11 protein-coding genes are annotated in these 12,973 nt (G+C 61.4%); 1 reads left to right on the top strand and 10 read right to left on the bottom strand.

The genetic code is table 11. The annotated features are described in order from the left end of the window. Window positions 1–3: 3 nt before the first annotated feature. From pth to ACD590_RS15660, 4 genes are all read right to left on the bottom strand, one after another. Window positions 4–735 carry an aminoacyl-tRNA hydrolase gene (gene pth, locus ACD590_RS15675; protein ID WP_018243037.1) on the bottom strand — a complete coding sequence of 244 codons (732 nt, stop codon included), beginning with the start codon at window positions 733–735 and terminating at the stop codon, window positions 4–6. A gap of 92 nt (window positions 736–827) precedes the next feature. Next, the gene (locus ACD590_RS15670) at window positions 828–1,541 is read right to left on the bottom strand and encodes a substrate-binding periplasmic protein (protein ID WP_018446677.1); all 714 of its coding nucleotides are present in this window, start codon (window positions 1,539–1,541) and stop codon (window positions 828–830) included. A 25-nt stretch (window positions 1,542–1,566) separates the two neighbouring features. Further along, window positions 1,567–3,918: a putative bifunctional diguanylate cyclase/phosphodiesterase gene (locus tag ACD590_RS15665; RefSeq protein WP_047618560.1), complete on the bottom strand. Its 2,352-nt coding sequence runs from the start codon at window positions 3,916–3,918 to the stop codon at window positions 1,567–1,569. A 184-nt stretch (window positions 3,919–4,102) separates the two neighbouring features. Continuing rightward, on the bottom strand, window positions 4,103–4,711 hold the full coding sequence (locus ACD590_RS15660) for a 50S ribosomal protein L25/general stress protein Ctc (RefSeq protein ID WP_439003019.1): 609 nt from the start codon (window positions 4,709–4,711) through the stop codon (window positions 4,103–4,105). Between the two features lie 403 nt (window positions 4,712–5,114). On the opposite strand from ACD590_RS15660, the gene ACD590_RS15655 reads away from it, so the two are divergent. Further along, the gene (locus ACD590_RS15655) at window positions 5,115–6,662 is read left to right on the top strand and encodes a hypothetical protein (RefSeq protein ID WP_130717365.1); all 1,548 of its coding nucleotides are present in this window, start codon (window positions 5,115–5,117) and stop codon (window positions 6,660–6,662) included. A gap of 222 nt (window positions 6,663–6,884) precedes the next feature. Here the strand turns inward: ACD590_RS15655 and ACD590_RS15650 are convergent, their stop codons facing one another. From ACD590_RS15650 to lgt, 6 genes are all read right to left on the bottom strand, one after another. Next, entirely contained in the window at window positions 6,885–7,817 is a 933-nt protein-coding gene (locus ACD590_RS15650; protein ID WP_018073974.1) for a ribose-phosphate pyrophosphokinase, read from the bottom strand. A gap of 105 nt (window positions 7,818–7,922) precedes the next feature. Continuing rightward, window positions 7,923–8,744 (bottom strand): hypothetical protein, encoded by an 822-nt coding sequence (locus ACD590_RS15645; protein ID WP_439003018.1) that lies wholly within the window; start codon window positions 8,742–8,744, stop codon window positions 7,923–7,925. A 91-nt stretch (window positions 8,745–8,835) separates the two neighbouring features. Then, the gene (locus ACD590_RS15640) at window positions 8,836–9,987 is read right to left on the bottom strand and encodes a M24 family metallopeptidase (protein WP_018243031.1); all 1,152 of its coding nucleotides are present in this window, start codon (window positions 9,985–9,987) and stop codon (window positions 8,836–8,838) included. A gap of 5 nt (window positions 9,988–9,992) precedes the next feature. Next, window positions 9,993–10,787, bottom strand: coding sequence for a peptidoglycan editing factor PgeF (gene pgeF, locus ACD590_RS15635; RefSeq protein WP_439003017.1), 795 nt, complete (start codon window positions 10,785–10,787; stop codon window positions 9,993–9,995). 111 nt (window positions 10,788–10,898) lie between these two features. Next, the gene (locus ACD590_RS15630) at window positions 10,899–11,999 is read right to left on the bottom strand and encodes a class I SAM-dependent methyltransferase (protein WP_018243029.1); all 1,101 of its coding nucleotides are present in this window, start codon (window positions 11,997–11,999) and stop codon (window positions 10,899–10,901) included. A gap of 19 nt (window positions 12,000–12,018) precedes the next feature. Then, window positions 12,019–12,867, bottom strand: coding sequence for a prolipoprotein diacylglyceryl transferase (lgt, locus tag ACD590_RS15625; RefSeq protein WP_439003016.1), 849 nt, complete (start codon window positions 12,865–12,867; stop codon window positions 12,019–12,021). Window positions 12,868–12,973 lie beyond the last annotated feature (106 nt).

The following is a 12,973-nucleotide window of genomic DNA, read 5'->3' as shown; positions in this document are numbered from 1 at the left end:
GCTTCAGTCGCCCTTGTTGCCGAACATCTTCTTCAACATGTCGGCCATCGGCCCTGATGTCAGCAGCTTCGGCTGATTGTGGTTGCGGGCCTGATGGATATGCGACTGGCCGGCCGGCTTCTTTTCGGTATTCTTGTTTTCCTTTCGCGGTTTCTCCTCCTCGGCCTTGTCGCCGAGCGCCAGCGCGATCTTGTTCATCAGCTGCGAATCCTCGTTTCGCACCAGCATGTCGGCATTGTCGGCGAGCGTGTCGAGAAGCGGTTCCAGCCAGGCCTTGTCGGCTTTGGCGAAATCGCTGAGCACATGGTTCTGCACCATTTCCTTGACGCCGGGATGGCCGATACCGAGGCGTAGCCGCCGGTACTCCCTGCCGCAATGGGCGTCCAGCGACTTGATGCCGTTGTGGCCGCCATGGCCGCCGCCGGTCTTGAGCCGCGCCTTGCCCGGGGGGAGGTCGAGTTCGTCGTAGATCGCGACAAGGTCGGCGGGCTGGAGCTTGTAAAAGCGCATCGCCTCACCGACGGACTCACCGGAGAGGTTCATGAAGGTCTGCGGCTTGATCAGCAGCACCTTTTCGCCGGCGATCTCGCCCTCGGCGATCTCGGCCCTGAACTTCTTCGACCAGGGCGAGAAGCTGTGGCGCCGATGGATGGCGTCGACGGCCATGAAACCGACATTGTGGCGGTTGCCGGCGTATTTGCCGCCGGGATTGCCGAGACCCGCGATGATCAGCATGGCCTGTCTTCCCTCGCTAAAACTTCCCGCCGTTCACCACCGCGAAACGAAAGCAAAGTCAAGCGGAAAGGGCAGCAGCCCGCCGAGCAGGGTCATTCCGAGAGGTTCATACCGTATTTCAGGAAGATCTGCTTCTGGTCGCCATCGGCGATCAGCTTGTCGAGGGCAGCCTGCATCCTGGTGAGCAGATCGTCCGGAAAGTTCTTCTCGCAGGCGATGCCCATCGGCTGGGCGGAGAGCACGGTCACCATTTCCACCGGCTGGTCGACCTTCAGCTTTTCGAAATAGAGTTCGGAGATCGGCATCATGTCGATGCGCCCGCCAAGCAGTTTGCGCAGCGTCGCGTTGAAGTCGCTGGCGACATCGAGCTTGGTGAAGCCCTTCTCCTTCAGGATCGTCTCGGTGTAATCCTCGCGCTGAGTACCAACCGTATATTTCTTTGCCTCGTCCAGATTGCCGGCGGTGACGCCCGAACCCTTGCGAGTGATCAGGATGTTGCGGTCGATGAGCAGCGGCTCGACCCATTTGAACAACGGGTCGCGCGCGCCGTTGTGGGCGGTCGCGAAGACACAGGTCATCGGCGCCGTGCGGGCAAGGCTAAAAGCGCGCGCCCAGGGCATGATCTCGATCGTGTAGTCGACGCCGATTGCGGCCATTACCTTTTCGACCTGCTCGACGGTCGCGCCCTTGATCTCCTTGCCTTCGCGGTAGTTGAAGGGGGCATAATCCTCGGTCGTGAAGGTCACACTTTGCGCATGGGCGGTGCAGGGCAGCGCCAGGCATGCGAGAAGCAGGAGCTTTTTCATCGGCATCATCTCCTTCGTTCTTCGTTTACGAGGCGCGTGCGACGGCCGATTGCGAGGCCATCAGGTTCTCGATCAGTGAGGCTGCATGCTGCGGACGGTGGAAGAGGTAGCCCTGACCATAGTCAAGCCCCATCTGGTGGAGCGTGCGGCATTCCTCTTCGGTCTCGATACCCTCGGCAATGACGGTGCAATTCATCTTGTGGGAGAGCGTGGTGATGCCTTCGATTAGCATACGGCTTTTCTGGCGCACGTCGTCGTCGCCGTCGTTGATCGCGCGGGTGAAGGACTGGTCGATCTTGATGATGTCGACGGGGAAGCGGTTGAGGTAGCTCAGCGACGAATAGCCGGTGCCGAAATCGTCGAGCGCGATACGGCAGCCAAAGCGACGAAGCTCCGTGACGATCATGCGAATCTCAGGATTGTCGTGCATCAGCACGGCTTCGGTGATCTCGACGACGATGCGCTCGGGGCGGATGCCGTGGCGACCGACGAAGGCGGCAAGACGGGCCGGCAGCGCCGGCTCGAACTGCAGTGGCGAGAAGTTGATGGCGAGATAGGTATCCTGCATGCCTGATATGCGGGAAATTTTTGCGAGGTTGGCGATCGCCTTTTCCATGATGACGTTGCCGACCCGGACGATCTTTGCCGTCTCCTCGGCGACGCTGATGATCTCGGCCGGCGGCATCAAGCCCTTCTGCGGATGGTTGAGGCGCATCAGCGCCTCGAAACCGGCAATCCCGCGGCCGTTCAGGTTAACGATCGGCTGCAGGAAGGCCTCGAACCAGTCGTCGACGAGGCCGGCTTCGATGTTGGCTTCGATTTCGGCGCGGCTGCGGGCACGGTCGAGCATGGCATTGTCGAAGAGCTGCGCGCCGTTCTTGCCGTCGCGTTTCTTTGCATACATCGCCATGTCGGATTTCTGCAGCAGTTCGGCCGCGGTTGCAGCATGATGCGGATAGATGGCGATGCCGACGGAAGCGCTCAGATGCATGTCGGGGGCGAATGGCGTTTCGAAGATCGAGGCAATCTGCTCGCACATCACCCTGGCGCGTTTTTCTGCATCCTTCGCCGGCAACAGGATGGCAAATTCGTCGCCGCCGAGACGGGCTGCCTCGTCGGAAGGGGCAAGATGGGCCTTCAGGCGCTCGACGAGCTCGACCAGCGCCATGTCGCCGGCGGCATGGCCCATATTGTCGTTGATCCACTTGAAGCGGTCGAGATCGACGAAGAGACAGGCGAGTTCCTGGCCGGCGGCGTCGGCGGCGGCGATCTTGTTGTCGAGGACGGCTTCGAAGCCCTGGCGATTAAGAAGCCCAGTCAAGTGATCGGTGATTGCCTGGCGGTGGTTGCGGTCTTCGGAGGCCTTGAGTTCGGTGACATCGGTCATGACCGATAGCGAGAGGCGGTCGTGAGCGCCGGCTCCCGCCTCCGATTCCATGATGAGGACGTCCATCGTGCGGCCGTCCAGGCAGACAAACTTGACGGTGACGGTCAAGCCGCTTTCGGCCCGGCGGCGCTTAACGAATTTGTCGCGGGTGGTGGGGGTGACGAGATCGGCGAAGTTGCGGCCGATGACGGCAGCGCGGTTGTAACCTGTGGCAAGCAGCCAATAATCGCTGACGGCGGTGATGCGATCCTCCTCGTCGAGCGAGAAGAGCATGGCGGGAGTCAGATTGTAGATGTCGGTGGCGCGGCGGTGGGCGAACTTCAGCTCCTTTTCCTCGCTTTCGAGCTTGGTCTGCATCTCGTTGAAGCTATGGGCAAGTCGCCCCATCTCGTCGTTCGACTGCCAGTCGACATGATGGCGGGAGCCCAATTGGCGGGTGGCTTCGATCGCTGCCGTTAGCCGCATCAGCGGCTGGATGACGAAGAAGCGGTTGCCGATCAGTGCCGTGCCGAAAACGGTCAATACCGCAAAGATGAAGATCGAGATGAAGACGACCTCTTCCTGCTTCAGGCCGGAAAACAGGCCGAGCGCGGGATAATAGACGCTGATGCTGCCGAGGTTCCTCGGACCGTCGACGGTGTTGTAGATGATGGCGCGCGACACCTGCACCAGCTTGCCGTCGAATGAGCGCGGAATGGTGGACTGGCTGACGTCGAGCTGGCCTGACTGGTCACGCACTTCGACCTTGACGATGGCGCCTTGGGAAACGACCGTCGCGCTGATCTGGGTAACGCTGTCTTCATCGAGGTCCCACAGGGGTTTGGCCAGCGCCTGGGCATTGGCGACAAGAAGAACGGAGATATGGTCACGTATTTCCTTGTCGGCCCGTTCCGAGGAAAGAAAAAGGAAGAGAACAAAGAGGGGAGCGACAAAAACGAGCAGCGCTCCGCAAACTATCGCAAAAAATCTGTTCTCAACGGAATTGTTCATGGTTCCGTCTACTCCCCAGGCCGACCATATTTGCTGTCGCGCGTTGAGGCGGGCTTCTTCGCAGCTGACGGATCATGCTTTCACGAATTTGTTAAATGTTGCTGAAACGGGGCATTTCTGGGCAATGAAAAGCCCGCCTTCCAGGGGAAAGCGGGCCATATGCTTTATAAATTGGTCGAAGCGATCAGGCTTCGGCTTCGCCTTCCGCGGCGCTCTCGTCGATGCCGGCAGCGGGAGCGATAATCGTCGCGATCGTGAAGTCGCGGTCGATGACCGGGGTCACGCGCTTCGGCAGGGTGACTTCCGAGATATGGATGCTGTCGCCGATCTTCTTGCCGCTGAGGTCAATGTTGAAGAACTCAGGGATCGCATCGGCCGGGCAATGAACTTCGACTTCATGGCGAACGATGTTCAGAACGCCGCCGACCTTGAGGCCCGGGGACTTCTCTTCGTTGATGAAGTGAACGGGGATTTCGACGGTCACCTGGGTGTTGCCGGAGACGCGCAGGAAATCGACATGCAACGTGAAGTCACGGACCGGATCGAGCTGGTAGTCCTTCGGCAGAACCTTGTGCTTCTTGCCGTCGATTTCGATCGTCGCCACGGTGGTCATGAAACCACCGGCGTGAATGCGCTTCGTCACCTCATTGGTGTTGAGAGCGATGGCAATGGGGGCCTGCTTGTCACCATAGATGACAGCGGGAATCAAACCGTTGCGGCGAAGTTCACGGGCGGACCCCTTACCAACCCGTTCGCGCGCCTCGGCCTTGAGCTCGTAAGTTTCCTGGCTCATGGCTATTCCTTTCGAGGTTATATGGAGAGTTCGGCGGCGGGCAAAAGCCTTGTTCCGACGAACCGGAGGCGGTATGACCCGACCTCATCCGCGTTGCCTCCAAGGGTGTCTACACGGACCGGTGGCCTATATTATAAGTCGATCGGAAACGCAAGTTGCGGATTCGGGCTGTTTTCCGGTGATATACACGCTTCGACAAGCCGAAACCGCATTCGAGCATTGCGTCGATCGTCAACGGCGAGCCGAATGGCGCATACGAGGAGGCGATATCCTCGCCCGTCCGAAATACGCGGCCGTATGAACGGCGAAATTGCCATTCTCTGCCACAGCTGAGGTTGACATCGGCGCGCTTCGCATCTTTGGATGGCCGCATTCAAAAAAGGGGCTGAGGAGAAATCGGACTATGCGTCTCAAACTTGTCACGGCAACGAGCTTGCTGGCACTTTGCCTTGTCACCACGGCTCAGGGTGTCGAGATCAATCAGGATGGCGCCAATGCGGTCAAGGACAATCTGACGAAGCTGCTTCCCGAGGATCTTGCGAAGAGCGGCCTGCTTACCGTCAATCCGGCAGGCACTCGCTACGAGATCATTTACGATCTGGCGAAGCTGCTTGCCAAGGCCGATCCGGCGACATTCGCGATCAACGGGCTGACGCCGTTCTCGATGTTCGCTACGCCGCTCGACAGCGGGCTCTGGAACATTGAGGGTGACAACAAGCTCAACGTCTCCGGCCATTTCAAAGGCCCCGACCAGAAGCCAACGGATTTCTCCTACTCCATCGCTTCGCTTGTCTACACCGGCGTCTTCGATCCGGCGATCAGCTATCTGCGCTCCGGCACTTTCACCGCCAAGGACATCAAGGTCGCCAGCAAATCCGACACCGAGGAAGTCCATGCCAGCTTTGCCGGGATGGACCAAAAGCTGACTTCAACGGACAGCGCAGGCGGCAATGGGCGTATCGATTTTGCCGGTAGCGGCTCGATGTCGACTTTCGTCGAGCAGGTTTCCGGCCTGCAAATGCCGCCTGTTGAAATCCGTGCCGACTCCATTGATTTCGATGCCAAGGTGAACGGCCTGCCGGCCAAGCAAATCCGCGAGATCGTCCTTTTCATTCTCGACCATCTCGAGGAGAAGGAACTAAGCCCGGAGAACAGCGACAAGATAAAGGGAATGCTCAAGCAAGCCTTTCCGATTCTTGCCTCGTTCAGCGAGACAATCGGGGTCAATAACCTGACCATCAGCAGCCAGGTAGGCAATGGCGGCGTCAAGGCGTTCGGTTACAACCTGGCCATCGATGGGCCGAGCGATGCCATGCGTTTCGGCTTCGGTATCGACGCTCAGGACATCAGCCTCGACAGCCCGGCGATGCCGGCAAGTTATTCGCCCTTCGTGCCGACCAATTTCGATCTGCAACTCGCCATTCCGAATCTGGATTTCGCAACCTTCGGCGACGCGCTCATGGCGATGGATTTCAACGCCAAGCCGCCGGAGCAAAGCGGCGACGAGATGGCGAAAAAGCTCTTCCGCGATGGCCGGCTCACCGTCGAGTTTCCGAAGGTCAGCGCCAAGTCCGATGTCTACGACGTCGACATGACGGGCAAGATCGAGGGACGCGTCGATACTCAGAAAGACTATTCGATGGAGGCGACCATCCTTGCCCGCGATCTCGACAAGACGATCGCCGCGGTTCAGGAGCTTGCCAAGACAGATCCCGACCTCAACCAGGTCTCCTTCGGCATCATGATGGTGAAGGGCTTTGCCAAGACCGATGCAGATGGCCGCTCGCGCTGGGACATCAGCATCAGTCGCGATGGTTCCGTGGCGATCAATGGCCAGCAGATCAAGGGTCCGGATGGTCCTGATCAGGATCAAGATCAGGAGCTGGAGCCAGACCAGCAGGAACCGGATCAGGGTCAGGACGCGGTACCTGCGCCGCCGCAGCAACCTTGAGCGTTATCAATTGGCATCAGAAGTGAAAGAGGCCGGCCTTGTGCCGGCCTTTTGCGTCTTGCGTCACAAGCCCTGCGGAGACCAACGATCGGGACGGCGGTTTGCGACGCGGCTCCGCGACAATCAACGGCCAGCAATTCATGCGGCTCGGAGAGCATGCCCGGCAATAGCTTGGTCCATCTGAAGTAGAAATTGAAAGAGCCGGTCGAACGCCGGCTCCTTTTAATCGAAGAGGCTGGAGACGGACTCTTCCTGAGCCGTGCGGCTGATGGCTTCGCCGATCAGCGGCGCCGTCGTTACGACGCGGATATTGTGGGCCGAGAGGACGGCCGTGGTCGGCTGGATGGAATCCGTGATGACGAGTTCGCGCAGCTTCGAGGAGGTGACGCGGGTGACCGCGCCGCCGGAGAGAACGCCGTGGGTGATATAGGCGGTGACGCTGGATGCGCCCTTGGCCAGCATCGCGTCGGCCGCGTTGCAGAGCGTGCCGCCCGAATCGACGATATCGTCGATCAGCAGGCAGTCCTTGCCGGCAATGTCGCCGATGATGTTCATGACTTCGGATTCACCCGGCCGATCGCGACGCTTGTCGACGATGGCCAGAAGACAGTCCAGGCGCTTCGCGAGCGCGCGGGCGCGAACCACGCCGCCGACGTCGGGCGAGACGACCACGACGTTGCTGAGGTCATAGTGGCTCTTGATGTCGCGGGTCAGCACGGGCATGGCAAAGAGGTTGTCTGTGGGTATATCGAAGAAGCCCTGGATCTGCCCTGCATGGAGATCGAGCGTCATGACGCGGTCGGCGCCGGCTTCGGTAATGAGGTTTGCGACCAGCTTGGCGGAGATCGGCGTGCGGCCGGAGGCCCGGCGATCCTGACGGGCATAGCCGAAATAGGGTAGGACGGCGGTGATGCGGCGGGCTGACGAACGACGCATCGCGTCGATCATGATCAGCAGTTCCATCAGATGGTCGTTGGCGGGAAAGGCGGTCGGCTGCACGAGGAAAACGTCCTCACCGCGCACATTTTCCTGGATTTCCACGAAGATTTCCTGATCGGCAAACCTTCGAACACTGGCTTTCCCCAAGGGAACATTGAGATAGTTGCAGATCGCTTCGGCGAGTTGCCGGTTCGAATTGCCTGCGAAAACCTTCATTTTGGTCCGCCTGTTACGCGCTGATAGCCGCGCTTTTTAGTCAGCTTCCCCGTGAATGCAAGGGCAAAGGCGCCACAGGCTTCCATATTTGCAAAAAGTTTGTGACTAACCGCCTTGAGTCTGCCGCCAGGAGGAGAATTCCGCGATGGTTTTTGAGCCGATTTGCTGCATCACCGAGGCCGGAACGCCCGCCCAGGGATCGGCCGCGGCCGTCGGCACGCTTTCCTGTCCCTGGATGCGATGCAAGCGGCCGCCGCCGCTGTCGAGAACGTCCCAGACATAGACGACGGTAACCTTGCCGTCGTCGCTGAAGGCGGAGAGATAGCCTTTGAGGATGTAATCGCTGCTCGCATCGTTCGAGCTCTTGATGGAAAGGCCGTGCGCGCGCGCCTCGGTGCCGAGCTGGCGCGAGAGCGGTGTCACGGCCTGCACCGGCGCGCCGATGATCGGCAGGAAGCGCACGGTACTGCCGCGAACGGAGGAGGAACTGGAGGGGAGGGCGGCGGTCTGCTGCGGCTGTCGTGCCTCGGCCGGCTGAGCCGACTGTGCGGGAAGCCCACCACTGGCCACCGGCGGTGGCAGCGATTGTCCGTCGATCGGGGCGGAGGCGGCCGGCGAGGAGCTGCTCCTCGACAGGGCGTCTGCCTGCTCCTGCATCGTCGTCGGCGGCGCGCCGGTGCCGGGCCGATAGGCCTGCTGTGACTGATCATAGGCTGGATGGTAGCCGCCCTGCTGCGAGCTTGCCGAGAAACTCGGCTGGCGGGTGCCCGCCAACCGCTCGGCTTCGCTCTGCGTTACCGGGCTCGACGACGGGCGGCCGGAGGAATCGCCGATATCGACCTGCGGCGTCAGCGCATCGGTGGTGTTGCAGGCGGTCAGCAGAGCCATGACGAACAGGAACGTGGGCACAATCGCAGCTCGCGTCATCCCTTGATCCGTCCTTCCCACAATCGCAATCAGCCCCACCCGAATTTATGCGGGTGGGGACGGTCGTCTGTCAATTCCGGATTCTCACCGGTCAAAGCCCGATGAAATCGAGCGGATGGCGCGACAAGGCGCGCGGCGCATCCGGTGTCGTCAGATAAGTCTGGCCGAGCGTCATCGCCGTGCCCGTATCGGAATCGGCGATGATCATGTGCACGAAGAGCGACATGTTCGGCTCGATCGGCTGCGGATTGCCGACATGGAACATCTGATGCTCCATCCAGGAGGGCGAGAAACGGGCGCCGAGCGAATAACCGCAGGCATTCAGCCGGTGGCGGGCCAGGCCGCGCTCATCGATGATCCTGGCGTGCATGTCGAAGACATCGCCGAAGGTCTGGCCGGGCTTCAGCACGGTCTCGATCGCCTCGATGGTTTCGCGGCAGGCGTTGTAAAGCTCGCGATGGCGATGCGTCGGCTCGCCGATGACGATCGTCCGCATCATGGCGGCATGGTAATGCGCATAGGCGCCGGCCCATTCGAGCGTCAACTGGTCGCTGGCGTCGAGCTTACGGCGGCCGGCCTTGTAGCGGCAAAGCAGCGCGTCGGCGCCGGAGCCGATGATAAATTCGTTGGCGGGATAGTCGCCGCCGCCGGAAAAGATCGCGCCCTGCATGGCGGCGAGGATATCGGCCTCGTCGGCGCCGGGTTTTGTCAGCCGGATCGCAGCATCGAGCGCATCGTCGGCGAGAGCGGCGGCGCGCTCGACATAGGCGACCTCCGTCGGGCTCTTGATCAGGCGCAGGCGGCTGACGAGGTAGGAGGCGTCGACGATCTGGCCGAAGGTGGTCAATTGCGCGTCCAGCAGGCGGGCGACGCGGCCGGTCATGCCATGCGTATCGTATTCGACGCCGATGCGGGCGCCGAGCAGATCCATCTCGACCAGCAGGTTCTTCAGGTCGAGCGTCGGGTCGGCATTGACCCGGTCGACCCAGATATGGATGTCCTCGAGGATTGAGGTATGCCTGGCCTGGCGAAGATCAGCCGAGCGGGTGATCAGCGCCATGGTGCCGTCGCTCTTGACGACCAGCGTCTGGAAGAAGCAGTAGCCGAAGGTGTCGTAGCCAGTCAGCCAGTACATGCTTTCCTGGGCGAAGAGCAGCAAGGCGTCGAGCTTTTCTTCCTTCATCTTCTCGGTGAGGCGCGCAAGCCGGCTTGCGAATTCGGCCTTTTCGAAGTGCAGTGCCATTCTGCTCAAGTCTCCCTGATTGATATCGCGGAAATCTGGCGGCCGTAATCCGGCTCCTTGCGATGTGTCGTCCTGCGGTAGGAAAAGAAGCGCTCGTTGTCCGGATAAGTGCAGAGGCCGAGGCTTTCGGCCCGCACGCCGGCTTTCGCCAGCCGGTCGACGGTCAGCGCCGGCAGGTCGAACATGGCGTGGCCGGGCGTTGCGGAAGGCACGAAAAAGCGCTCGTCGTCCGGGTTTTCGGCGACGAAACGCTCGACGAATTCGGGACCGACCTCATAACTTGCCTGGCTGATCGAGGGGCCGAGGCAGGCGACGATGCTGCCGCGGTCCGCACCCAGCGCCTCCATGGCGGCGACGGTATTTTCGAGCACGCCCGTCAATGCGCCTTTCCAGCCGGCATGAGCGGCGCCGATGACGCGATTGTCCGGGTCAGCAAACAGGATCGGTCCGCAATCGGCGGCAAGCACGCCAAGCACAATACCAGGGGCTGCCGTTACCATCGCATCGGCGTCGGGGCGGATGCCGTCATAATCGGCGCCGATCGTCACGACATCGGGGGAATGGACCTGATGCACGGTTGCCAGCCGCTCGACCGGCAAGCCGAACCAGGCGGCGACGCGACGGCGATTTTCCAGGACCTTGTCGCGTTCGTCGCTGGAGCCGAGGCCGACATTGAGGCCGCGATAAAGCCCTTCGGAAACGCCGCCGGCCCGAGTGAAATAACCGTGCCGGATCGCGCTGCCCGCCGCCTGGTTCAGCAGCGCGCTTTCGATCGGTGCGGGAGAGGCCGCGTCCTGCATCTGTGATTCCGGGGTTTTCGAGGGGTTTGTCATGATCCCAAGCGCATCGCATATGCGGCGCGCTTCAAGTTCTTGTTTCGGGCGGATGTTGAACCAGCCGCGTGCGCCCTGTCAATCCACCGGACGAAAGGGCATGAGATCGATGGCGGGGTAGGAGACCGCCATCACCTTGAAGAGTTCGCCCATCCGGCCTTCACCGGCGCCGGCGAGCCTTTCGACCGCCGTCTGGATGACCTGCTGGGTTTGCAGCTCGCGATCGCGGCTGAGGGCGGTTGCGCGCTCGAGGATGCCGAGACCGGTCAGAAAATCACCCTGATGCAGGGCGCCGTTCAGATGGAGGCCGGCCGCAAGCGCCGTTTCGGCGAGTTGCTGGAAGTCGACATGACTCGTCAGATCGGCTTCACCTGGATGGGCGAGCGGCGGGTCGAATTCATGCATGCGCACGGCCTGCAGCGTATCGCCGAAGCCGGTGACGAGATGGCCGTAGTCGATCGTAAGCGCCGTGCCGCCGAAGGCGCGCAGCCGCTCGCAGATCGCCATCATCACCGCCTGGCGGGCAGGCGAGATCTCGAAGAGCGTGCCGACCGGCACGTCCTGCACCGGTTCGGGCAGCAAGGTGGGGTCGATGCCGGCGACGCCGGCGGCAAAGGTCAGCTCGCCATCGGCGTCGATGCCGACCATGCGCTCGCGGAAACCCGTCGGCATGCGAACGAACTGGCGGATGGGGATGGCATCGAAGAGTTCGTTGGCGGCAATCAGCGTGAAGCCGGGCGGTACTTCATCGAAGCCATCGTGCCAAGTGATCTTCTCGCCGTGGTGTTCGAGCGTCTGGCTCTGGACGTCGCGCAGGCGCTCGCTGGTTTCGACGAGATGCACGGTCATGGCGTCGAAAAGCGGTGGAGCGATGCGGGAGATGACGCGCAGCATGTCGGCCATCATGGTGCCGCGGCCGGGGCCGATCTCGACGAGGCGGACGTCCGTCGGTGTGCCGTGGCGCTGCCATGCATGGACGATGAAGACGCCGATCATCTCGCCGAAGATCTGGCTGACCTCGGGCGCGGTGACGAAATCACCGGAACGCCCGAAGGGCTCGCGGGTGCGGTAATAGCCGTGTTCGGGGTCTGCGAGGCAGAGCGAGAAATAATCGGTGACGCTGATCGGGCCGTTGGCCTGGATGATCGCCTTGATCTTTTCGCCTAGAGCGGTGGTCATGTCGCGCGTCCTGCCGTTTTCAGAGCTGCAGCGCAGCCTGGCGGCGGGCCCGCAGCATCGCCCAGAGGCCGAGCAGGATCATCGGGGAGGAGAGCACCATGCCCATGGTCAGCCAGTTCGTGCCGAGGAGATAACCGAGCTGGGCGTCAGGCTCGCGGAAGAATTCGACGAAGATGCGCGACAGCGCATAACCGCAAACGAAGACGCCTGTAATGAAGCCGGGGCTTTTCAGCGCGCGCATGCCGTAGACCAAGGCGGCCAGCACCAGGAGCAGAACGATGCCTTCGAGGCCGGCTTCGTAAAGCTGGCTCGGATGGCGGGCGAACGGGCCGCCAGTCGGGAAGACCACGGCCCAGGGCACGTCGGTCAACCGGCCCCAGAGCTCGCCATTGATGAAATTGGCGATGCGGCCGAAAAACAGGCCGAAGGGAACGACGGTGGCGACGATGTCGAACAGGCTCCAGATCGGGATGGCGTTGCGGCGGGCAAAGAGGATCATGGCGATCGTCGTGCCGGTCAGGCCGCCATGGAAGGACATGCCACCGTTCCAGATCTCGAGCGCACGGACGGGACTGCGCAGGACGGCAGGGAGATCATAGAAGAAAATATAGCCGAGACGGCCGCCGAAGACGACGCCAAGCGCTGCCCAGACGATGAAATCATCGAGCTGCGTCCTTGATATCGGCGAGACGTTGCCGGGCCAGAGACTTTCATTGGCGGCGAGGCGGCGCGCATAGGCCCAGCCGAGCAGGATGCCGGCGACGTAAGCGAGGCCGTACCAGTGAATCGCCAGCGGACCGATCGAAAAGGCGATCGGATCGATATCCGGGAAAGGCATGATGGCAAGGAGATCGGCTGTTATCGGCAAGGTTTTCCACCTGTTGAGTTGCGCGGAACATGCCGCTGCGATCCCGGACGGTCAAGTCCATTGTTCGTGATGGCTCGTTCCCGGCCGGTTCCGGCAAGCTTATCCC

Origin of the sequence: Rhizobium sp. 862_C5_N1_2 (genome assembly GCF_051811205.1) — a bacterium.
GTDB lineage: Bacteria > Pseudomonadota > Alphaproteobacteria > Rhizobiales > Rhizobiaceae > Rhizobium > Rhizobium leguminosarum.
Note: the sequence above shows the minus strand (reverse complement) of the source record. Positions and strands in the feature narration are given on the sequence as shown.

What these genes read in the sequence shown, in the direction of transcription:
- pth (WP_018243037.1), bottom strand. Translation starts at nt 735, where the DNA reads ATGCTGATCATCGCGGGTCTCGGCAATCCCGGCGGCAAATACGCCGGC.
- ACD590_RS15670 (WP_018446677.1), bottom strand. Translation starts at nt 1,541, where the DNA reads ATGAAAAAGCTCCTGCTTCTCGCATGCCTGGCGCTGCCCTGCACCGCC.
- ACD590_RS15665 (WP_047618560.1), bottom strand. Translation starts at nt 3,918, where the DNA reads ATGAACAATTCCGTTGAGAACAGATTTTTTGCGATAGTTTGCGGAGCG.
- ACD590_RS15660 (WP_439003019.1), bottom strand. Translation starts at nt 4,711, where the DNA reads ATGAGCCAGGAAACTTACGAGCTCAAGGCCGAGGCGCGCGAACGGGTT.
- ACD590_RS15655 (WP_130717365.1), top strand. Translation starts at nt 5,115, where the DNA reads ATGCGTCTCAAACTTGTCACGGCAACGAGCTTGCTGGCACTTTGCCTT.
- ACD590_RS15650 (WP_018073974.1), bottom strand. Translation starts at nt 7,817, where the DNA reads ATGAAGGTTTTCGCAGGCAATTCGAACCGGCAACTCGCCGAAGCGATC.
- ACD590_RS15645 (WP_439003018.1), bottom strand. Translation starts at nt 8,744, where the DNA reads ATGACGCGAGCTGCGATTGTGCCCACGTTCCTGTTCGTCATGGCTCTG.
- ACD590_RS15640 (WP_018243031.1), bottom strand. Translation starts at nt 9,987, where the DNA reads ATGGCACTGCACTTCGAAAAGGCCGAATTCGCAAGCCGGCTTGCGCGC.
- pgeF (WP_439003017.1), bottom strand. Translation starts at nt 10,787, where the DNA reads ATGCAGGACGCGGCCTCTCCCGCACCGATCGAAAGCGCGCTGCTGAAC.
- ACD590_RS15630 (WP_018243029.1), bottom strand. Translation starts at nt 11,999, where the DNA reads ATGACCACCGCTCTAGGCGAAAAGATCAAGGCGATCATCCAGGCCAAC.